This window comes from Streptomyces sp. NPDC017936, assembly GCF_044328485.1.
Lineage (GTDB): Bacteria > Actinomycetota > Actinomycetes > Streptomycetales > Streptomycetaceae > Streptomyces.
Map to the genome: position 1 here is coordinate 101,930 of NZ_JBIRHK010000020.1, position 21,651 is coordinate 123,580.

Genomic DNA, 21,651 nt, shown 5'->3' on the forward strand with positions numbered 1-21,651 from the left:
CGCCGCGCGGATCGTACGGTCAGCTGTCGACCGTGAAGTGCAGGGTGTCCTTCAGGAACGGGATCTCCAGCCACGGATCCGGCTGGGCCATCAGCGCCAGCAGGACGATCGCGGCGCCCAGCACGCCGTAGGTCGCTATGTCGGTGAAGCGGGAGCGGACCGCGAGCATGCCGACGCCGGGCAGCAGCCAGCGCAGGACCGCGCCGCCGAGCAGGGCGACGCCGATCAGGACGGTGCCGATCCGGAACTGGTCGAAGGCGGTCACCAGCAGGCCGAGTGCGACCACGCCCAGGACGGCGATGATCGGCCACTGCCGGGCCGCCAGGGCGTCGCCGGGCGCGGCCCGGCCGGCGCCCTCGGGACGCGCGGTGTCCCTCGTGAACAGCGGGAAGCGGCGCGTGGCGCGGCGCGGCACGCCGTCGACGTCGGGCGCGCTGACCGGGTCGCGGACCTCTATGTCCTCGATGTCCTCGACGTCCTCGGTCCTGCCGGGGGTGTCACGGGGTTCAGCCGACACTGCGCTCCGCCGCCTCGACCACGTTGACGAGCAGTTGCGCGCGGGTCATCGGGCCGACCCCGCCCGGGTTCGGGGAGATCCAGCCGGCGACCTCGCGGACGTCCGGGTGGACGTCGCCCACGATCTTCCCCTCCGCGCTGCGGGAGACGCCGACGTCGAGGACGGCCGCGCCCGGCTTGACGTCCTCGGCCCGGATCAGGTGCGCCGAACCGGCGGCGGCGACGATGACGTCGGCCCGCCTCAGGTGGGCGGACAGGTCCCGGGTGCCGGTGTGGCACTGGGTCACGGTCGCGTTCTCGCTGCGCCGGGTCAGCAGCAGCGGCATCGGGCGGCCGATGGTGACGCCGCGGCCGACGACCACGACCTCGGCGCCCTTGATCTCCACGCCGTGGCGGCGCAGGAGCGTCAGCACGCCGTTGGGGGTGCAGGGCAGCGGGGCGGGCTCGTTCAGCACGAGCCGGCCGAGGTTCATGGGGTGCAGGCCGTCGGCGTCCTTGGCCGGGTCCATCAGCTCCAGGACGCGGTTCTCGTCGATGCCCTTGGGCAGCGGGAGCTGGACGATGTACCCGGTGCAGGCCGGGTCCTCGTTCAGCTCGCGCACGACCGCCTCGATCTCCTCCTGTGTCGCCGTGCCGGACAGTTCGCGCTGGATGGAGGCGATGCCGACCTCGGCGCAGTCGCGGTGCTTGCCGGCGACGTACTTCTGGCTGCCGGGATCGTTCCCGACGAGGATCGTGCCGAGGCCGGGCGTCACGCCCTTCTCCTTCAGCGCCGCCACGCGGGCGGTCAGATCCGACTTGATCTCGGCTGCGGTGGCCTTGCCATCGAGAATCTGGGCGGTCATGGCCCCATCCTCCCGGATGACGGCCTCCCGGTTCCAATCCGGGTGACCCGGGTCCCGTCGGGCGCGCGCCCGGCCCGGTCCGGTGGTCGTCGCGGTGCGGCCGGCGAGGTTGCACTCGCACAACGTCCGGTCGGAGCCGCTGGACAACGAACCGGCCGCTGAAGAACGATTGACGCGCAGTGCCGCGGGCAGTACCGGGGGGACGGACCGCGTCCGTAAGCGCTTCCTCCGCACCGTGCCGCGCGTCGTCCCCGCACTCGAGCACAACGGAGGAAGGACCGCCATGAGTTTCGGCGAGCCGCACAACCCCTACGGGCCGCCGCCCCAGCAGCCCCCGGCCGGTCCCCCGTACGGCTACCCGCAGCAGGGTCCGCCGCCGGGCGCGCCCCCGCAGGGGTACGGCACCCCGCCGGCGCCGCCGTACCCGCAGCAGGGGTACCCGCAGTACCCGGGCGGGGACCCGCAGTACCCGGGCGGCCATCCGGGCGGCCCGCTGACGATGCCGGGCATCACGCGCGCCGCGCAGATCCTGCTGGGCGTCCTCGCCCTGGCCCACGCGATCATCGCCGGCTCGTACGTCTGGGTGCTGTCCCGGTGGGACGAGGAGATGCTCGAGGCGGGCGTGACCGGCGACGCGGACGCGGAGCGGTACGCCGACCTCGGCAAGGGCGTCGTCGTCTTCTTCCTGGGCCTGGCCACCGTGTTCACGCTGCTGGGCGTGGCCCTGCTGCTCCAGTACGCCAAGGGCGGCAACGGGGTGCGGGTGTGCTCGATCGTCTACGCCTCGTTCGCGATCGTCACCGGCATCTTCATGCTGGCGGCCTGGGGCCTCGGCCTGGTCATCATCGCCGTCGCCGTCCTGGTGATCGTCTTCTGCGCGAAGCGCGCCACCGCGGACTGGTTCCGCCGCCCGCGGTACTGACCGCGCGCCCGGTACGGCACAGGGGCCGGACCCATCCCGAGGGGAGTGGGTCCGGCCCCTGTGCCGTGAGGCGCGGGCTCAGTGGAAGAAGTGCCGCGTCCCGGTGAAGTACATCGTGACGCCGGCCTTCCGCGCCGCCTCGACGACCTGCTCGTCGCGGACCGAGCCGCCCGGCTGGACCACGGCCTTCACACCGGCCTCGGTGAGGATCTCCAGGCCGTCGGGGAACGGGAAGAACGCGTCCGAGGCGGCGTACGACCCCTGCGCGCGCTCGGCGCCGGCCCGCTCGACGGCCAGCTTCGCGGAGTCGACCCGGTTGACCTGTCCCATGCCGACGCCGACGGAGGCGCCGTCCTTGGCGAGCAGGATGGCGTTGGACTTCACGGCCCGGCAGGCCTTCCAGGCGAAGGCGAGCTCCGCCAGCTCCGCCTCGGAGAGGGCCTCGCCGGTGGCCAGCGTCCAGTTCGCCGGGTCGTCGCCGTCGGCCTGGAGGCGGTCGGTGACCTGGAGGAGCGCGCCGCCGTCGATCGGCTTGACCTCGACCGGGGCGGACGGGGCCTCGGGGGCGCGCAGCACCCGGATGTTCTTCTTCTTGGTGAGGGCTTCGAGGGCGCCCTCCTCGTAGTCGGGCGCGACGATGACCTCGGTGAAGATCTCGGCGACCTGCTCCGCCATCTCCTTGCTGACCGGCCGGTTCACGGCGATCACGCCGCCGAACGCCGACAGCGGGTCGCAGGCGTGCGCCTTGCGGTGCGCCTCGGCGACGTCCGCGCCGGTCGCGATGCCGCAGGGGTTGGCGTGCTTGATGATCGCGACGGCCGGCTCGTCGTGGTCGTACGCGGCACGGCGCGCGGCGTCCGTGTCGGTGTAGTTGTTGTACGACATCTCCTTGCCGTGCAGCTGCTCGGCCTCGGCGAGACCGCCGCCCGTGCCGTCGACGTAGAGGGCGGCGGGCTGGTGCGGGTTCTCGCCGTAGCGGAGGGTGTTCTTGCGCTCCCAGGTGGCGCCGAGGAAGTCGGGGAACCGCGACTCGTCCACGGGCGCGTAGTCGGCGGCGAACCAGGAGGCGACCGCCACGTCGTAAGCGGCCGTGTGCTGGAAGGCCTCGGCGGCGAGCCGCTTGCGGGCGGTGAGGTCGAAGCCGCCGGCCTCGACCGCGGCGAGGACGTCGTCGTAGCGGGCGGGGCTGGTGACGACGGCGACGGAGGGGTGGTTCTTGGCGGCGGCGCGCACCATGGACGGCCCGCCGATGTCGATCTGCTCGACGCACTCGTCGGGGGAGGCGCCGGAGGCGACGGTCTCGCGGAACGGGTAGAGGTTGACGACGACGAGGTCGAACGGCTCCACGCCCAGCTCGGCGAGCTGGCTCCGGTGGTCCTCCAGGCGCAGGTCGGCGAGGATGCCGGCGTGGACCTTCGGGTGCAGGGTCTTGACGCGGCCGTCCAGGCACTCGGGGAAGCCGGTGAGCTCCTCGACCTTGGTGACGGGGACGCCCGCGGCGGCGATCTTCGCGGCGGTGGACCCGGTGGAGACGAGCTCCACGCCGGCCTCGTGCAGTCCGCGTGCGAGGTCCTCGAGGCCGGTCTTGTCGTAGACGCTGACGAGCGCCCGTCGGACGGCCCGCTTGTTGCTCTCGGCGGTCACTGGATAACTACCTTTCGTCCCTCGATGCGATAGCCGTTGCGGGCGAGCCGCCCCACGACCTCGACGAGCAGCCTTCGCTCGACTTCCTTGATGCGCTCGTGCAGCGCGCTCTCGTCGTCCTCGTCCCGGACCTCCACCACGCCCTGGGCGATGATCGGGCCGGTGTCGACGCCGTCGTCGACGAAGTGGACGGTGCAGCCGGTGACCTTGGCGCCGTACGCGAGGGCGTCGCGCACGCCGTGGGCACCGGGAAAACTGGGGAGGAGCGCGGGGTGGGTGTTGACGAACCGTCCGCCGAACCGCGCGAGGAACTCCTTCCCCACGATCTTCATGAACCCGGCGGACACCACGAGGTCGGGTTCGTGAACGGCGACGGCCTCGGCGAGGGCGGCGTCCCACTCCTCACGCGTCGCGTGGTCCTTGACCTTCCGCACGAAGGTCGGGATCCCGGCGCGTTCGGCCCGCGCGAGCCCCTCGACGCCCTCGCGGTCGGCTCCGACGGCCACGATCTCGGCGCCGTAGGCCTCGGCACCGGTGGCGGCGATCTCGTCGAGCAGCGCCTGGAGGTTCGTACCGGATCCGGAGACCAGCACGACCAGGCGCTTGGCCTGCTTGGCCACGGGCTTGGCGGCCACGGCGGGGCCCTTTCTCGGGAAGCGTTCTGTCCTTCGGCCGGCCCGTAGCACACGCCCGCATCCGCACACGCGCACATGCTTGTACATTCATACGAATGCTTCGCGCCCCGGGATACGGGGAAGTCTACGAAGCGGCCGACCGTCAGCAACGATACCGGCACACCGGACGGCCCCCACGGGACGGGGGCGTGGCCGGAAGGTAGCGTCTGGGGCGAGCGGGCACGGGAACGCGGCCGACGCGCGGATCGTTCCCGGGGTAACCACCCGCACCAGACAGCCGTATCCGTTGAATCACCGTCGTGATCACTTAGGGGAAGACGCTCACTTGATGCCGGACCGCAGTCTGCGACTCCTCACGCTCCCCCCGCAGTCACCACAGGGAGGGGAGCGCGGCGCCGTGCTGCTGCGGGAGCGCCCAGCTTCCCCGCCCGACGCGCCCTCGGGCCGCGGGAGCGGCGACGAGAGCGACGCCGGGCCCCCGTCCCAGGACGACAACCCCTTCGCCCCGCCGCCGGAGGGCACCCCGGACCGCCCGTGGCAGCCCCGCCGTCCGGCCCGGGGCGGCGGCGACCCCGGCGACGGCCGGCAGCACGACGGCTCCCCCTGGGGCAGCCAGTGGAGCGACCAGCAGCCCGGCCGCTCCCCCGGCGGTTTCGGCGAGCGCCCCGGCGGCGGCCCCGAGGGCGGTCCCGGCGGCCCCAAGCCCACCCCGCGCTGGGACCCGGCCGACCCCGCCCAGCGCCGCGCGCGGTACGCGCTGCTGTCCGGCATGTGGGCCTTCTTCTTCGCCCTCTTCGGCTGGCCCTACGTGGCCCTGCTGCTCGGCGCGCTGGCGCTCCACTGGGGCATCAGCGCCCTGCGCGCCAAGCCGCGCACCCCGGGTCCGGACGACCCGCCCGTCCCCGGGACCGGCGGCCGCCCCCAGACGACCGCGGCCGTCAGCGGCCTGGTCACGGCGGGCCTGGCCCTGGCCCTGGTCGCGGTGACCTTCACCGCGCAGCTGGTCTACCGGGACTACTACACGTGCACCAGCGACGCGCTGACGAACGAGGCGAAGCAGTCGTGCAGCGATCTGCTGCCGAAGGAACTGCGCGGGGTCCTCGGGGTGAGCGACTGAGGGCTCGCGGGACGAACGGCTGAGGGTTCGGGGGATGAGCGGCTGAGGGGGTCGGGCGTGGGGGGCTGAGAGTCCCCGAGGCGCATGGCCGGGGATTCCCGGGGTGCGCGACGGAGGATGCCCGGGGTGCGTGGCTGGGGGGCCGCCGGTTTCCGTGGCGGCGGCGCAGGACGATCCCGTGCCGTCGGTCACCGTGGGTCCGGCTTCCCCTCCCCGCCTCCCTCGGCCCCCTTCTCGGCCTTCTTCCCCTTCTCGGCCTTCTTCCTCTCCTCGGCCTTCCCGGTCCTCCCGGCCTTCCCCTTCGCCCGCGCCTCCTCCTTCTCCCCGCCCTGCCGTTCGCCCTCTTCCGCCCCCGCCTGCCGCAAGGCGGCCCAGCGGGCCTCCCGCACCTCGTCGGCGTACCAGACCGGCTGCGCCGCCTCCACGGGCTCCGCCCGGGTGACGTCGTACGGCTCGCACCCGAAGCCGGTCTCCTCCGGCCGGACGCCGGACGGCGCCGGTACGGGCACCCGGACGGTTCCCCCTCCGCCGGCCGTCGGCGCCTTCCGGCGCAACCACCACCGCGCCCCCAGGACGAGGGGCACCCCCACCGACACCACCCACGCCGACGCCGCCAGCCCCACCTGCCACCCCACCGGCCCGAAGCCGGCGAGGGAGCCGGCCCCCATCGGCCCGCCCGCCCACGCGCCGAGCAGCGCCGTCAGCACGCCGCCCACCACCGCCGCCAGCAGCACCACGCCCACGGCCCACCACCGCGAACGCCCCACCGCCCCGCGCGCCACGAACACCGCCACCGTCGCGCCGGCCATCACCGGCACCACCCCGGCCGCCCAGTTCCACGGTCCCCCGGGGCCCGCCTCCGGCACCGCGGCCAGCAGCGGGAACGGCGGCAGCAGCGGCGCGGGGTCCGAGGCCGGCGGCCCCACCACGTGCCCGACGCCGAGGACGAACCCGGGCCCCAGCGCGTACGCCGCTCCCCACACCGCCGCGTTGGGCACCAGCGCCAGACACAGCAACAGCACCGCGAACCGGCCGGACCACCCCTCGGTCAGCCGGAGGAACGCCTCCTGCGCCGCCCCGAGGTGCCACAGCGAGGACGCCGCCACCAGCACCGCCCCACCGCCGACCAGCACGGCCACCCCGGCCGCCGCCGCCCGGACGGCCGCCTCGGCCCACCCCTGTCCCGACACCGCGAGCACCGGACGCCGCGCCCACCTCGGCAGCACCGGCAGCACCCGTCCGGCAGGCCCGCGCGGACACCCGTACGCCGCCCACACGCCCCATCCGGCCGCCCCCACCGCCACGGCCGGCAGACACACCGCCGTCCAGAGCCACGAGGGCCGCAGCGCGCCCTGCGCCGCGTACACCGCCGCGGCCAGCCCGACGGCGAGGTACCCGGCCACGACCCCGGCCCACGCCGTCCGCACCCCCACCAGCGGACCGTCCTCCCCCGCCGCCCCGTAGACCGCGTCCCGCGCGGCCCGGTGCAGCAGCCACACGGGCAGGACCGGCAGCAGCAGCGGCGTGACCCCGACCGGCGCCGGCACCCCGGACAAGGTGTCGGCGCGCACCAGCTCCGCCCCGTGGGCCAGCAGCCACAGCGCGGCGGCGACGTGCAGCGCACCGCCCGGCCCGCTGTCCGGGTACGGCGAACTGATCCACAGCACGATCACGAGCACGGCGGACGAGGCGAGTCCCAGCCCGGCCGCCAGCACCCCGGTCAGGAGGCTGGCCCCCAGCCCGGGCGGGCGGTGGCGCATCCGGCCGAGCAGGGGGGACGGCGACGGTCGGCGAGCGGTCATCTGGGTCACGACCGTCATGCTCCCAACGACACGCGCTTTTCCGTTGTAACGGGAGAACCTCCGCCGTGTCACCCAATATATGTTTATGTACTTTTCCGTACGGAGGGGCGTCCGGTGACACACGACTCCGACACCCCGCTCCCCCCGCCGAAGGAACGCCGACGCCTGCGCCAGGCGGCCTCGCTGACGCAGGCTCAGCTCGCCGCTCGGCTCGGCGTCGGCCGGGAGATGCTGCACACCTGGGAATCCGGCCGCGCGACTCCCCGCGGCCAGGTGGGGGAGGCGTACGCGCGCCTGCTGACGTCACTGGCGCACCCGGCGGGGGACCCGTCGGCGCCGGCGGCCGGGACGGCGTGGCGGACGCGGGCGACCGCGGCCGACGGCGCACCGCCCGGCGCGAGCCCGCCCGCGGCGCCCGCCGCGGCCCCGGCACCGGCCCCGGTGTCGGGACCGGCCGGAGCCGCGGCCTCGGTACCCACCGGCTTCCCGGCCGCGATGCCGGCCGGAGCGGACGTCGCGCCGGAACGGGACTCGTCCTGCGGCCGCTCCCGGTTCCTGACTCCGGCTCAGGCCTTCGACGCGCTCTACGCCTTCTGCGCACCCGCCCTGGTGCGCCAGGCCTTCCTCCTCACCGGCCGCCGCGAACTCGCGCGCGAGTCGGTCGAGCGGTCCTTCCAGCTCGCCTGGCAGCGCTGGCCCGAGGTGGCCGTCGACGCCGACCCGGCGGGCTGGGTGCGGGCGGCGGTCTACGAGTACGCGCTCTCCCCCTGGCACCGGTTCCGCCCCCGCCACCGCCACCCCGAACCCCCGCCGGCCGTCGCGGAGGACCGCGCGCTGCTGGACGCGCTCCTGGCCCTTCCGCCACCCCACCGCCGCACCCTCCTGCTGTACGACGGGGTCGGCCTCGACCTGCCGGAGACGGCGGCCGAGACGGAGGCGAGCACGCCCGCGGCCGCCCACCGGCTGCTGCACGCCCGCCAGGCGGTCGCGGCCCGCCTCCCCCACCTGGCGGACCCCGTCGAACTGCACCGCCGCCTGGTGCGGACCGCCTCCGCGGAACGCCTGCGCGCCGCCCGGCCGCCGGCCGTCCGCCTGGAGGGCGAACGCCGCGCCCGCTTCTGGACCCGCGCGGCCATCGCCTTCACGGTCGCCCTGATCGGCGCGACCTCCCTGACCCTGCACACGGCCCCCACCCGTTACGAGCCCCCGGTCCCGCCGGGCGCGACGGTACGGGGGATCCCGCCGAGGGCGGCCCCGGGCCCCCTGTCGGCCACGGAACTCACCCTCCGGGCGAAGCTGCGCGCGGAGACCGCCCACGGCCCGGAGCGGCTCGTACCGGTGCCGCGCTAGGGCCGGCGGCTCCGGCACGGCCCGGAAGAAAGGCCCCGGCTCCGGGCGCCGGGCGGTCGCCGCGCGGGCCGGACACGCCGGCGGGCCCGCCCCCACCAGGGGAACGGGCCCACCGACGTGCGGCCGAAGGACCTCAGCCGGCCAGGATCTCCCGCGCCAGCTTCGCCGTCTCGGTCGGCGTCTTGCCGACCTTGACGCCGGCGGCCTCGAGGGCCTCCTTCTTCGCCTGGGCGGTGCCGGACGAACCGGAGACGATGGCGCCGGCGTGGCCCATCGTCTTGCCCTCGGGGGCGGTGAAGCCCGCGACGTAGCCGACGACCGGCTTGGTCACGTTCTCCTTGATGAAGGCCGCGGCCCGCTCCTCGGCGTCGCCGCCGATCTCACCGATCATGACGATCAGGTCGGTCTCGGGGTCGTTCTGGAAGGCGGCGAGCGCGTCGATGTGCGTGGTGCCGATGATCGGGTCACCACCGATGCCGACGGCGGTCGAGAAGCCGATGTCCCGCAGCTCGTACATCATCTGGTACGTCAGCGTGCCGGACTTCGAGACCAGGCCGATGCGGCCCGGCTTGGTGATGTCGCCCGGGATGATGCCGACGTTCGACTGGCCCGGGGTGATGATGCCGGGGCAGTTCGGGCCGATGATGCGGGTCTTGTTGCCCTTCTTGCCGGCGTGCGCCCAGAAGGCGGCCGTGTCGTGCACGGCGATGCCCTCGGTGATCACGACGGCCAGCGGGATCTCGGCGTCGATCGCCTCGACGACCGCGTCCTTGGTGAACTTCTCCGGCACGAAGATGACGGAGACGTTGGCGCCGGTCTTCTCGACGGCCTCCTTGACGGTGCCGAAGACGGGTACCTCGGTGCCGTCGAAGTCCACGGTCTGACCCGCCTTGCGCGGGTTCACGCCGCCCACGACGTTGGTGCCGTCACCGAGCATGAGCTTGGTGTGCTTCATGCCGGTGGCGCCGGTCATGCCCTGGACGATGACCTTGCTGTCCTTGTTGAGCCAGATAGCCATGGTGTGTTGGTGTCCTCGTCCTGAGTGCTTACTTGGCGGCGTGGGCCAGCTCGGCGGCCTTGTCGGCCGCGCCGTCCATGGTGTCGACGCGCTGGACCAGCGGGTGGTTGGCGTCGGTGAGGATCTGCCGGCCCAGCTCGGCGTTGTTGCCGTCGAGGCGGACGACGAGCGGCTTGGAGACGTTCTCGCCGCGGTCCTCCAGGAGCTTCAGGGCCTGGACGATGCCGTTGGCGACCTCGTCGCAGGCGGTGATGCCGCCGAAGACGTTGACGAACACGGACTTGACGTCCGGGTCGCCGAGGATGATCTCGAGGCCGTTCGCCATGACCTGGGCGGAGGCGCCGCCACCGATGTCCAGGAAGTTGGCGGGCTTGACGTTGCCGTGGTTCTCACCGGCGTACGCGACGACGTCCAGGGTGCTCATGACGAGACCCGCGCCGTTGCCGATGATGCCGACCTCGCCGTCGAGCTTGACGTAGTTGAGGCCCTTCTCCTTGGCGGCGGCCTCGAGCGGGTTGGCCGCGGCCTTGTCGTGGAGCTCCTCGAACTCGGGGTGACGGAACTCGGCGTTGTCGTCGAGCGACACCTTGCCGTCCAGGGCGATGACCTCGCCGGAGGCGACCTTCGCCAGCGGGTTGACCTCGACGAGGAGGGCGTCCGACTTGATGAAGGTGTCCCACAGCTTGACGAGGACGTTCACGACCTTGTCGGCGACCTCGGCCGGGAACTTGGCGGCCTCGACGATCTCGCGGGCCTTGGCCTCGTCGACACCGTCGATCGGGTCGATCGGCGTCTTGGCGACGGCCTCCGGACGGGTGGCCGCCACCTCCTCGATCTCCATGCCGCCCTCGACGGAGGCGATGGAGAGGAAGGTGCGGTTGGCACGGTCGAGGAGGTAGGAGACGTAGTACTCCTCGACGATCTCCGGAGCGGTCTCGGCGATCATCACCTTGTGGACCGTGTGGCCCTTGATGTCCATGCCGAGGATGTCCGTCGCGCGGGCGACGGCCTCGTCCGCGGAGGCGGCCAGCTTGACGCCGCCGGCCTTGCCACGACCACCGACCTTCACCTGCGCCTTGACGACGGACTTGCCGCCCAGACGCTCGGTGATCTCGCGCGCCGCCTCAGGCGTGTCGATGACTTCACCGGCCAGCACCGGTACATCGTGCTTGGCGAAGAGGTCCCTCGCCTGGTACTCGAACAGGTCCACGCGCTTCCGTCCCTATCAGTGATCTCGCGGTTCGTTGGATGCGTGGGCGTGCCGCGAAGGGCAACGTGACGACCGCATGTGTCACAAGGAAAGCGCACACGGTGTCCGAGCGCGCGGCATGTCCGTCTCGCAGGTTATCGCCGCTTGCGGGGGCGCCCTAAATCGAGGGTCACACCTGAGCGGTGATACCTGTCACATGATGCCGGTGCCGCTGGCACCGCGTGCCGGGGCGGCGAGGCCTCACCGGGCTGGGGTTGACCCGGTGAGGCCTCTGAAATGGCCCTTCAGGGCCGCGGATGGCTGATCCCCACCCCAATGGGGACCATCCACCCCGGTCCGTGAGGCGCCGTCCGGACGAACCGACGGCATTCGGCCGTCCGGGCCGCGCGACCTCACGGAGGCCGGTGGGGGGCGGGTCCGCTCAGACGCGGTACGCGGACCCGTCGTGCGCGGCGCGCGGGTTCCGCGCGCCGTGCCTGTACCCCGCGTCATGGACATGTCGCGATGGAGCCGGCTCGGCCGCGCCCGGCCGCACGCCGGCGGCGGTGCGTCCGGCGGCCTGCCGGGCGGAGGGGCCGGTCTCCCCGGCGGCGGCCCCGCCCACGAGCAGCGCGAGTGCGCAGACGGCCAGGGCGGGCAGCTCGTCGGTGCCGGCTATGGCCGAGCCGAGACCCCAGCCACCGGTGACACCGGCGGTCATGAGGATGAAGCGGCGGCAGTGCTTGTTCATGCGTGCGTCAGATCCTTGAGGAGGAGTTCCGGGACGTCCGAGCGGCTCGCGTCCGGAGCGCGGAGGAGGTCCGGACGGCTGGGCATGCCTGGTCCGCCCCGAGCGGCGAGGGCACGGCGGGGAAGAAGACGGCCGTGCGGTGATCCCGGGGAGGTGGCGGAGGTGGCCCTAGCCGGGGAAGACGGGGATGTCCCGGTGCGCGTCCCGGGTCCCGGGCGCGTCGACGCGCGCGGTGGCGCCGGGCGCGAGCCGCAGCGGCGCCCGCTGGTCGGGGGTGACGGCGCACGCGTCACCGTGCCGTGGGCTGCTGTTGTCGACCACCGACCGGTTGGCCGGCACCCCGTCCGGGTCTCCGGTGGGCGCGGGGTGCGGCGGGGCGTCGACGGCGGTCGTGGACCGCTGGCCGCCGGCGTGCGCCGCCGCGGCCGGGGTGGTGCGTCCCTCGGCGGACTGGGGGCCGTACGGGACGGCCGCCGCCGTCGTACGGGCCGCCGCACGGTGCTCGGTGTCCCGCGTGTCCCCTGCGGACGCGGTCTGCTCGCCGTCGTGCCGCTGCGGCCGGGGCGCCGGGGTGCCCGGCGCCTGCGGCGCGTCCCCCGGCGGTTCGGACACGCCGGGAAGTCCCGGGAGGGGCGGCGTGGTCGTCGTGGGCGGCGCGGGAAGGGCGGGCACCGTGGGCAGGGGCGGCAGCGTGGCCCGCACCGTCTCCAGGGTCTCGGTCACGGTGCCGATCACCAGGTCCCCGACCGGCGCCACCACACGACCGGTGACGGTCCGCACCGTGCCCTCCGTCAGCTTCCGCACCGCGTCCGCCGGAGCGGCCGGGAGGAGGGGCGGGAGGGAGCCGGCCACCGGGACCTCCGGTGCGTCCGGCGCCACCGGTGTCCTCGGTATGACGGAGGTGACCGGGATGACGGAAGCCACCGAGGCCGGGGAGGCCGGGGGAACCGCCGACGGCGTCCCCTCCGCCGCGTGCGCCTGTCCCCCGCAGAGGAGACCGAACGCGAGGAGTCCGCCCACCAGCAGCGCCAGTCGCAGCGCGCGCCGCCCGGCCGCCGTGCGCAACGCGCGCACCGCGGCACCGGGCAGAACTGCTGGCCAGGTCAAGGGGGAAACGTTCCTCCCGTGTGGCGGAACAAAGGACGTGCGGGACGAGCCATCACAACGAGACACCGATCCTTCACGTAGCGACCGAGATTGCGCAAGTCCCGTGCTACCGATGGGTAGTCATGTCCGGTTCGTCGTGTCGGGCAGGGGCAGCGGGCGCTTCTCGATCGCCGCCGCCATCACCTCCGGGAACAGATCGGGCGTACAGGCGAACGCCGGCGCGCCGAGCGCCGCGAGCGCGGCCGCGTGTTCCCGGTCGTAGGCGGGCGCCCCTTCGTCCGACAGCGCGAGCAGCGCGACGAACTGCACCCCCGACGCCTTCATCGCCGCGACCCGCTTCAGCATCTCGTCCCGTATGCCTCCCTCGTACAGGTCGCTGATCAGCACGACCACCGTCTCCGCGGGCCGGGTGATCTGCGACTGGCAGTACGCCAGGGCGCGGTTGATGTCGGTGCCGCCGCCGAGCCGGGTGCCGAACAGGACGTCCACCGGGTCGTCGAGCTGGTCGGTGAGGTCGACGACCGCCGTGTCGAAGACGACGAGCCGGGTGCTGATCGACCGCATGGACGCCAGCACCGCGCCGAACACGGAGGCGTGGACGACGGACGCCGCCATCGAACCCGACTGGTCGACGCAGAGGATCACCTCCTTCTTCACGGACCGCGACGCCCGCCCGTACCCGACGAGCCGCTCCGGCACGACCGTGCGGTGCTCGGGCAGGTAGTGCCGGAGGTTGGCGGCGATCGTGCGGTTCCAGTCGATGTCGTGGTGGCGGGGCCGGGCCACGCGCGCGCCGCGGTCGAGGGCGCCGGTGAGGGCGGCCCGGGTGCGGGTGGCGAGCCGCTTCTCCAGGTCCTCGACGACCTTGCGCACGACGGCCCGCGCCGTCTCCTTCGTCGTCTCCGGCATCGCCTTGCCGAGGGAGAGCAGCGTGCCGACGAGGTGCACGTCGGCCTCGACCGCCTCCAGCATCTCCGGCTCCAGCAACAGCGTGGCCAGCCCGAGCCGGTCGATGGCGTCCCGCTGCATGACCTGGACGACGGAGGAGGGGAAGTACGTCCGGATGTCCCCGAGCCAGCGCGCCACGGACGGCGCCGACGCCCCGAGCCCCGCGGAACGCTCCCGTCCCGGCCGCGCGCCGTCCTGTCTGCCGTAGAGCGCGGTGAGCGTCCCGTCCATGGCGGCGTCCTGCCCGGACAGCGCGTGCCCGGTGCCGTCCGCACCGTCGCCCCCCAGCACCAGCCGCCAGCGCCGCAGCCGCTCCCGCCCCGGGTCGGCCGGGCCGGTCGCCCCCGTCGGACTGATCGTCATCCGCTCACCTCCACACGGTCGCCGTCCCGTTCCCCTTCACCGGCCTGCTCGAGGCCCAGCAGCAGCCGCACCACCGGCAGCACGGCGTCCGCCCGCCCCGCGTCGAGCCCGGCCGCGAATCCGGGCCTCCCGGCGCCCGCACCCACCGTGCTCCCCCGCTCCCCCGGCCCGCGCCGCACCAACTCCCCGAGCGTTCTGCGCACGCCCGCCTCGTACGCCGAGAACGTCCGCCGCAGCAGCGGGAGCACGTCCGTGAACGCTTCCGCCGGCACCCCCGTCAGCCACCCGTCGACCAGCCCGAGCAGCCGCTCGTCGTGCACGAGGAGCAGTCCGCCCCCCGAGCCGCCGACGAAGCCCTCGATCCAGGCGGCCGCCTCTCCCGGCGGCGTCCCCCGCGACAGCGCGAGCCCCATGAGCCGCGCCGCCTCGTCGCTCTCCACCTGCCCCTCGTCCAGCAGCAACCGCACGGCCCGCCCCCGCACGACGCCCGGCACGGCGTCCCGCTCGGACAGCACGCGCAGCACACCCCGCCAACGGCTCCGCAGGGTTCCCCCGACTCCTTCGTCCCCCTGCTCCCCTCCGCCTCCCTCGTCTCCTTCCGTTCCCGGTCCGAGCGCCTCCTCCAGCAGTCCCACCGTTCCGTGCACCGCGTCCACGTGGCCTCGCATCTCCTCGGCCGCGTCGGCGTCCAGTGCGGCGCAGGCCGGGGGGAGGCCGACGAAGACCCGTTCGACCAGGCCCGCGGCGACTTCGGCCAGCGCGCCGGTGTCGGTGCCGCGCACGTCGCCGTAGCGCAGGGAGCGGACGAGGGCGGGCAGGGCCTGGGCGAGATGGCCGACGTCCGCGTCGAGCGCCGCCCGGTCGGCGAGGACCCGCATCACCGTCGGCAACGCGTCCGGCAGACCGGCCAGGAGGCAGCGCTCGGCGAGCGCGGTCACGTCGGCGAGGGCCCGCGCGCCGACGGCGTCCGCCTCCGCCTTGGCGGTCGCGGCGGCGAGCACGGTCGTCCCCCACACCCCGGCCTCGGCCACCCGCACGGACAGCTCGGGCTCCCAGCACAGCCGCCAGGTCTCCCGGAACGTGCCCGTGCCGCCCCGCGAGACCGCCGGTTCCCCCCAGGCGACGTGCAGCAGCCGCAGCCGGTGCAGCAGTCTGCTGCGCTCGGCGTCGTTCTCCTTGCGCAGGTCGAGGTCGATCTCCCGCTCGTGCGCCTCCGGCTTGAGGCGCAGCCGGCGCTGGAGCCGGTCGAGGTCGCGCTGCAGCGGCACGGCCGGAGCGCCGGCCGGGACCTCCCCCAGCACGTCCCCGACGACCAGCCGGTCGTGCACCAGCGCCAGCGGCACGTCCGAGCCCTCGCACAGCACCGCCCGCACGGCGTCGGTCGTCTCGCTCAGCCCGGGCAGCGGCCGGCCGCGCAGCGCGGCGAGCGTCCCGGCCAGCCGTACCGCCTCGATGACGTGGGCCGAGGACACGATCCGGTCCTCCTCGCGCAGCAGACCCGCCACCTTGGCCAGCCACCGCTCGACCGGCCGGTCCGGAGCGGCGAACAGATGCCCGTACCAGCCCGGCGACTCGATCCCGGCGCCGTACCCGCCGGCCCGCGCCAGCCTGCGGTACGTCCACGGCACCCAGGTCAGGTCGGCCTTGACCTTGGGCAGCCCCTTCAGCAGCGCCCGGTCGGCGGCGACGGTGGTCCTCCGCCGCAGCGCGGGCACGTGCCAGGCCCCGCACACCACGGCCACGCCCCCGTCACCGGCCTCGCGCTGCGCCGCCCGCACCTGGAGGCGCATGTGAGCCTCCCGCACGGAGTCGCGGTCGCTCCCCGCGTCGCCGTACGTCTCCCGCAGGGCCTCCATGGCCTCCTCGATGGCGGCGAAGGGGGCGAACGGGTCCCGGTCTTCCGCGCCCCGGTGCTCGACGGCGTCCTCCCACCAGCGCTCGGGGTCGTCGTGTCCGGCGGCGCCGGCGAGCGCGGCGAGCGGATCGACGCGCAGGTCGTCCACCGACGGCTCGCTCCTGTCCCACCCCAGCGTGTGCGTGGCCGGCAGGTCGACGAAGCGGGCCGGGACCCCGTGTTCCAGGGCCCACCGGATCGCGACCCATTCCGGCGAGAACTCGGCCATCGGCCAGAACGCCGACCGCCCGGGTTCGTCCACGGCGTGGGCGAGCAACGCGACCGGCGGCCGCATGCCCTCGTCGGCGGCCAGCGGGATCAGCGCGTCGGCCTCCGGCGGCCCCTCGATCAGCACGGCCCGCGGCCGCGCCGCCTCCAGCGCCCGCCGGACGGCCCGGGCCGACCCCGGCCCGTGGTGCCGTATCCCGAGCAACAGGGGTTGTTCCGCCGCTGTCCCCCGGCCGGCGGCCGACCCCGCTGCGGGCCGCCGCCCCTCGGGCTCCCGGCTCCCGGACACCCCCGCCGCGGAGCCCCGCCCCCCGGAAAGCCCCGCGCCGGATCCCCGGTTCACGGACGGCTCCCCCACGGTCCCCCGGCCGTCCGGTGCGGCCCCCCGGCCGTCCGGCTGCCCGGAGCCGGCGCGCTGCTCGTCCTCCGCCCCGCTCGTCACCCGGTCCCCCTCCGCCTGCGGGTCCACGTCGTGTCGTCGTCCCCCGACCGCACGCCCCGCACCGCCCCGCGGCACACCGCCCCGCACCCCGCCGGCCGGCGCTTCCCCCGGCCGTCCCCGATCCGGCTCACGCGCTCACCTCCCGGCAGGCCCGGTAGAAGTCCGTCCAGCCGTCCCGCTCGCGGACCACCGCCTCCAGGTACTCCTGCCACACCACCCGGTCGGCGGCCGGGTCACGGACGACGGCGCCGAGGAGGCCCGCCGCGACGTCGCCCGGCCGCAGCACCCCGTCGCCGAAGTGGGCCGCCAGCGCGAGCCCGCTGGTGACGACGGAGATCGCCTCCGCCGTCGACAGCGTTCCGCTCGGCGACTTCACCCTCGTCCGCCCGTCGGCCGTGATCCCCTCGCGCAGTTCGCGGAAGACCGTCACCACGCGGCGGATCTCGTCGATGCCGCCGGGACCGGCCGGCAGGTCCAGGGAGCGGCCGATCTGCTCGACGCGCCGCGCGACGATGTCGACCTCGGCCTCGACGCTCTCCGGCAGCGGCAGCACCACCGTGTTGAACCGGCGGCGCAGGGCGCTGGACAGCTCGTTGACCCCGCGGTCGCGGTCGTTGGCCGTGGCGATCAGGTTGAAGCCGCGGACCGCCTGCACCTCCTGCCCCAGCTCCGGTATCGGCAGCGTCTTCTCCGACAGGATGGTGATGAGGGTGTCCTGCACGTCGGCCGGGACACGGGTGAGCTCCTCGACGCGCGCGGTCATCCCCTCCGCCATGGCCCGCATGACCGGGCTGGGCACGAGGGCGTCCCGGCTGGGACCGTGCGCGAGCAGCCGCGCGTAGTTCCAGCCGTAGCGGATCGCCTCCTCCGGGGTGCCCGCCGTGCCCTGCACCAGCAGGGTGGAGTCGCCGCTGACGGCGGCGGCGAGGTGCTCGGAGACCCAGGTCTTCGCGGTGCCGGGCACGCCCAGCAGGAGCAGGGCGCGGTCGGTGGCGAGCGTGGTGACGGCGACCTCGACGATGCGGCGCGGGCCGACGTACTTCGGCGTGATCACGGTGCCGTCCGGCAGGGTGCCGCCGAGGAGGTACGTGGCGACCGCCCACGGTGACAGCTTCCAGCGGGCCGGGCGCGGACGGTCGTCGTGGGCGGACAGCGCGGCGAGTTCCTCGGCGAAGGCCTGCTCGGCGTGCGGGCGCAGCGCCTCGGTCGGCTGCTTCCCACTCGGTTCCACGAACGTCGCGTCGACGGACACAGACATGGCTGAGGTCCCCTCCAGCTCGGCCGGTTCGGATCTGGTGTCCACCGTGCACCACGGCACTGACAATCAGTCCTGACCTGCAAAAAAGCCGCGACGAGGTCGATTGTCAGTGGGTGGATCTACCTTCGATGGCATGACTCAGCAGGGGGTGCGCCGGACCGCGGACCAGGTGCTGGCACTGGCGCCTGACGCCGCGTCACGTACGGCGGGAAGCAAGCTCGGCGCGGCCGGCCCGTGGTCCGGGACGGGGTGCTCCGACGAGGGGACGGTGTGGGGGCTGTGCAAGGGCGGCGGCAGCGAGCCGTACCGGACGGTCGTCGACGTCGCGGACGGGACGGGGCCGGCGTACGAGTGCAGCTGCCCGAGCCGCAAGTCCCCGTGCAAGCACGCCCTCGGCCTGCTGTTGCTGTGGTCGGGCGGGGAGGTGCCGGCGGGGCGGGCGCCCGACTGGGCCGAGGAGTGGATCGCGGCGCGGCGTGGGCGCCCGCGGGAGGACCGGGAAGGGGGTGCGCGGGGGTCCGTGTCCGGCTCCGCCGATCCGGAGGCGGCCCGGCGCCGGGCGCAGCGCCGTGCCGAGCGGGTCACGGCGGGGGTGACGGAGCTGGAGCAGCGGCTGGCCGACCTGCTGCGCTCCGGCCTGGCCGCGGCCGGGCAGGCGGGGTACGGGCTGTGGGAGGAGACCGCGGCCCGCATGGTCGACGCCCAGGCTCCCGGACTGGCCGGCCGGGTGAGGGAGTTGGGGGCGATCGCGGCGTCCGGTCCCGGCTGGCCGGTGCGTCTGCTGGAGGAGTGCGCCCTGCTGCACCTCCTCGACCAGGGCTGGCTGCACCGCGACCGTCTGCCGGACGCCCTGGCGGCGACGGTCCGCTCCCGCGTCGGGCTGCCCGCCGCACCGGACGGCCCGCCCCTGCGCGACGACTGGCTGGTCCTCGCCCAGTACGACACGGCCGACACGAGACTGACGACCCGCCGCGTCTGGCTCCACGGCGTGGCCTCCGGCCGCACCGCCCTGCTCCTGTCCTACGGTGCCGCCGGCCGTGCTCCCGAGCTCGCGCTGCCGGTGGGCCTGACGCTGGACGCGGAGGTGTCCGCCTATCCGGGCGCGGGGCAGCGGCGGGCCTCGCTGGGCGAGCGGTTCGGCCCGCCCGCGCCCGCCTCCGTCCGGCCGCCGGGCGTGACGACGGCCGAGGCGGCCGCCCGTTACGGCGCCGCCCTGCGCGACGACCCGTGGCTGGACTCGGTCCCGGTCACCCTGGACGCCGTCGTACCGGCCCCGGACGGCGACTCCTGGCAACTGGCGGACGCCGCCGGGGACACCGCCCTCCCCCTCGCGCCGGCCGCGGTCTCCCGCCCCGGCCTGTGGCGTCTGGTCGCCCTCTCGGGCGGCGCCCCCGTGAAGGTCTTCGGCGAGTGCGGCCACCGAGGCTTCACCCCGTTGACGGCCTGGCCGGCGGGACCGGGAGAGGCGGTGCGCCTGTGCTGACCCGACGCCCCCCGCTCCCGCCGGGGCGGCACGGCCCGCCCGTGGCACGGCCCGCCCCCGGCGGCCTGTCCGGCCCGCGGCGCCCGACGGAAGACAGCCGCCGAGGACGGAAGGGAACCCCATGAACGGCACCCCGGCCCCCGCCTCCCCCGGCCCCGCCTGGGAGGACCTGGTCACCGCGGCCCTGCTCGGCACGGACCGGCGCACGCCCCCGGGAGCGGTCACCGGCCGGAACGCGCCGGCGGCCCTCCTGGACGCGGCGGCCGCCGAGACCGTACGACGCCGGGCCGGCCTGCGCCCGGGACGGGCCGCACCCCGGCCGGAGCCGGCGCCCGAGGACCCGCGCCCGGCGCTGCCCGCCGCCGCGGCCCGCCGGCTCGCCCTGCTGCTGGCCGACCGCCCCGGCCCGGGCGGAGGCGGGCGCAGGGGCGCCGCGCCCGACCTCATGGAGCTGCTGCCCCAGTGGCTGGCGACGGCGAACGCCCGCGGGTACGCCGCTCCCGCCGAGGCCCTGCCGGCGTTGCTCGACGCGGCCCGGGGACGCACGGACCTGCGCCCGGCGGCGCTGGAGTTCGCGGGCCCGCGCGCGCTGTGGCTGGCCCGGCTCAACCAGGACTGGCGTTTCGCCCTGCGCGCCACCCCGGGCGCGGGCACCTCCCTGCCCGACCCGCGGGACACCGACGGGATCAGCCGGCTCTGGCAGGAGGGCCTGTTCGCCGAGCGGGTCGCGCTCCTGGCGGCGCTGCGGGCCCGCGATCCCGACGCGGCCCGCGAGTTGCTCGCCGGCAGCTGGCCGACGGAGCGCGCGGAGGACAGGCTGATGTTCCTCGACTCGCTGCGCACCGGCCTCGGCCCCCGGGACGAGCCGTTCCTGGAACAGGCCCTGGCCGACCGCAGCCGCAACGTCCGGGCCACAGCCGCCGAGTTGCTGTCGGCCCTGCCGGGCTCGGCGCTCGCGGCACGGATGGCCGTGCGCGCTGTGGCGTGCGTGGCCGTCGATCACACCGAGGGCCCCCCGAGGCTCGTCGTGGAGGCGCCGCACGCATGCGACGCGGCCATGGAGCGCGACGGCGTGGCGCCCACAGCGCCGTCCGGCCGGGGCGAACGGTCGTGGTGGTTGGGCCAGTTGGTGGAGGCGGCCCCGCTGACCGCCTGGCCGGCGCGCCTCGGCGGCCGTACGCCGGCGGAGATCGTCGCGCTGCCGGTGGCCGACGACTGGCGGAGCGAACTGCACGCGGCCTGGTGCCGGGCCGCCGTACGGCAGCGGGACGCCGACTGGTCGCGGGCGCTGCTCGGGGTGCCGTCGGCGCCCGAGGCGGGCGGCCCGGGCGCGGTCTCCCTCGCGGAGCGGGCCAAGCTGCTGGGGGCCCTGCCGCCGGGCGATCGGGCCGAGTGGGTGGCCGGGTTCATCGCGGCGCACGGCCTGTCCGAGGCGTTCCAGCTGCTCGGGGTGTGCGCGGTGCCCTGGGCCCCGCCGCTCGGCCGTGCCGTGGTCGACGCGCTGAACATCGCGCGCGACGCGGGGAGTTACCCGTGGAGCTTCAGCGGGGTGATGGGTCTGGCCGAACGCTGTCTCGACCCGGCCGAGGCGGGCCGCCTCGACGCCCTGCTGGCGATACCGGACGAGCCGGAGGACGCGTCGCCCGGGGCCGGCGGTTACTGGGCGGAGGCGTTCCAGCGGTTGGGGACGACGCTGAGGCTGCGGGCGGTGATGGCCGAGGAACTCGGGGCCGCCCGGACCGGGACCGCCTGGACCGGAGCGAGACCGTCAGCCACCGGGACCCGCATCGGGACCGCCCTGGACGAGGCCCCCTGAAGCGCGGCCCGGAGGGGGCCGTCGTGAACGGGGCCGTGTCGAACCGAGGTCCGGATCGGGGCCGTCCCGAACCGGGCGGTCCGGCCCGGCCGTCCGGAACGGCGCGTCCGGGGCGGCGCGTCCGGGGCGGGTCCGCCCGGTGGCGCCGGCCCGCACGCCGTCCGCCCCGGCACGTCCCTCCGGCGAGCGCGCGAGGCCCCGTTCGGGATCGACGCGGGGTCCGGGGCGGGCCGGCCCCCCGGGCCGCCCCCCCCGCCCCCCCCCGCCCCCCCCCCCCCCCCCCCCCCCCCCGGGGGGCGGGGGGGGGCCCCCCCCCCCCCGCC

Annotated in this window: 17 protein-coding genes; 5 read left to right on the forward strand and 12 right to left on the reverse strand. The window is 75.3% G+C overall.

Annotated elements, in window-relative coordinates:
* Positions 1–19: 19 nt before the first annotated feature.
* Both ACH4F6_RS33505 and ACH4F6_RS33510 read right to left on the reverse strand, forming a co-directional pair.
* A complete protein-coding gene (locus ACH4F6_RS33505; RefSeq protein ID WP_397964133.1) occupies positions 20–517 on the reverse strand; it encodes a DUF3017 domain-containing protein in 498 nt (165 codons plus the stop codon).
* Positions 507–1,361, reverse strand: coding sequence for a bifunctional methylenetetrahydrofolate dehydrogenase/methenyltetrahydrofolate cyclohydrolase (locus tag ACH4F6_RS33510; RefSeq protein ID WP_397964134.1), 855 nt, complete (start codon positions 1,359–1,361; stop codon positions 507–509). The genes ACH4F6_RS33505 and ACH4F6_RS33510 overlap by 11 nt, the downstream gene beginning before the upstream one ends.
* A 283-nt stretch (positions 1,362–1,644) precedes the next feature.
* On the opposite strand from ACH4F6_RS33510, the gene ACH4F6_RS33515 reads away from it, so the two are divergent.
* Positions 1,645–2,283, forward strand: a complete 639-nt coding sequence (locus ACH4F6_RS33515) for a hypothetical protein (protein WP_397964135.1) — start codon at positions 1,645–1,647, stop codon at positions 2,281–2,283.
* Positions 2,284–2,361: 78 nt separating this feature from the next.
* Here ACH4F6_RS33515 and purH read toward each other — a convergent pair whose 3' ends face one another.
* Both purH and purN read right to left on the reverse strand, forming a co-directional pair.
* Positions 2,362–3,927 (reverse strand): bifunctional phosphoribosylaminoimidazolecarboxamide formyltransferase/IMP cyclohydrolase, encoded by a 1,566-nt coding sequence (gene purH, locus ACH4F6_RS33520; RefSeq protein WP_397964136.1) that lies wholly within the window; start codon positions 3,925–3,927, stop codon positions 2,362–2,364.
* On the reverse strand, positions 3,924–4,562 hold the full coding sequence (purN, locus tag ACH4F6_RS33525) for a phosphoribosylglycinamide formyltransferase (protein WP_397964137.1): 639 nt from the start codon (positions 4,560–4,562) through the stop codon (positions 3,924–3,926). Before purN ends, purH begins: the two co-directional genes overlap by 4 nt.
* 328 nt (positions 4,563–4,890) lie before the next feature.
* On the opposite strand from purN, the gene ACH4F6_RS33530 reads away from it, so the two are divergent.
* On the forward strand, positions 4,891–5,679 hold the full coding sequence (locus ACH4F6_RS33530) for a hypothetical protein (RefSeq protein ID WP_397964138.1): 789 nt from the start codon (positions 4,891–4,893) through the stop codon (positions 5,677–5,679).
* Positions 5,680–5,867: 188 nt separating this feature from the next.
* Here the strand turns inward: ACH4F6_RS33530 and ACH4F6_RS33535 are convergent, their stop codons facing one another.
* On the reverse strand, positions 5,868–7,499 hold the full coding sequence (locus ACH4F6_RS33535; protein ID WP_397964139.1) for a DUF6350 family protein: 1,632 nt from the start codon (positions 7,497–7,499) through the stop codon (positions 5,868–5,870).
* Positions 7,500–7,595: 96 nt separating this feature from the next.
* Between ACH4F6_RS33535 and ACH4F6_RS33540 the strand changes: the two genes are divergently transcribed.
* A complete protein-coding gene (locus ACH4F6_RS33540) occupies positions 7,596–8,831 on the forward strand; it encodes a helix-turn-helix domain-containing protein (protein ID WP_397964140.1) in 1,236 nt (411 codons plus the stop codon).
* Between the two features lie 133 nt (positions 8,832–8,964).
* On the opposite strand, the gene sucD is transcribed toward ACH4F6_RS33540, so the two are convergent.
* From sucD to ACH4F6_RS33575, 7 genes are all read right to left on the reverse strand, one after another.
* Positions 8,965–9,849 carry a succinate--CoA ligase subunit alpha gene (gene sucD / locus ACH4F6_RS33545; RefSeq protein ID WP_397964141.1) on the reverse strand — a complete coding sequence of 295 codons (885 nt, stop codon included), beginning with the start codon at positions 9,847–9,849 and terminating at the stop codon, positions 8,965–8,967.
* A gap of 28 nt (positions 9,850–9,877) precedes the next feature.
* A complete protein-coding gene (gene sucC / locus ACH4F6_RS33550; RefSeq protein ID WP_397964142.1) occupies positions 9,878–11,059 on the reverse strand; it encodes an ADP-forming succinate--CoA ligase subunit beta in 1,182 nt (393 codons plus the stop codon).
* A gap of 421 nt (positions 11,060–11,480) precedes the next feature.
* Positions 11,481–11,789, reverse strand: coding sequence for a hypothetical protein (locus tag ACH4F6_RS33555; RefSeq protein WP_397964143.1), 309 nt, complete (start codon positions 11,787–11,789; stop codon positions 11,481–11,483).
* 168 nt (positions 11,790–11,957) lie between these two features.
* Positions 11,958–12,896, reverse strand: a complete 939-nt coding sequence (locus tag ACH4F6_RS33560; RefSeq protein WP_397964144.1) for a hypothetical protein — start codon at positions 12,894–12,896, stop codon at positions 11,958–11,960.
* Between the two features lie 120 nt (positions 12,897–13,016).
* Positions 13,017–14,207, reverse strand: a complete 1,191-nt coding sequence (locus tag ACH4F6_RS33565; protein WP_397964145.1) for a VWA domain-containing protein — start codon at positions 14,205–14,207, stop codon at positions 13,017–13,019.
* Complete coding sequence (locus ACH4F6_RS33570; RefSeq protein ID WP_397964200.1) at positions 14,204–16,537, reverse strand: DUF5682 family protein; 2,334 nt, start codon at positions 16,535–16,537, stop codon at positions 14,204–14,206. Before ACH4F6_RS33570 ends, ACH4F6_RS33565 begins: the two co-directional genes overlap by 4 nt.
* A 361-nt stretch (positions 16,538–16,898) precedes the next feature.
* Positions 16,899–18,029, reverse strand: a complete 1,131-nt coding sequence (locus tag ACH4F6_RS33575) for an AAA family ATPase (protein WP_397964146.1) — start codon at positions 18,027–18,029, stop codon at positions 16,899–16,901.
* 133 nt (positions 18,030–18,162) lie between these two features.
* Here ACH4F6_RS33575 and ACH4F6_RS33580 point away from each other — a divergent pair, with 133 nt between their 5' ends.
* Positions 18,163–19,512 carry an SWIM zinc finger family protein gene (locus ACH4F6_RS33580; RefSeq protein ID WP_397964147.1) on the forward strand — a complete coding sequence of 450 codons (1,350 nt, stop codon included), beginning with the start codon at positions 18,163–18,165 and terminating at the stop codon, positions 19,510–19,512.
* 121 nt (positions 19,513–19,633) lie between these two features.
* Positions 19,634–21,328 carry a DUF5691 domain-containing protein gene (locus tag ACH4F6_RS33585; protein WP_397964148.1) on the forward strand — a complete coding sequence of 565 codons (1,695 nt, stop codon included), beginning with the start codon at positions 19,634–19,636 and terminating at the stop codon, positions 21,326–21,328.
* Positions 21,329–21,651 lie beyond the last annotated feature (323 nt).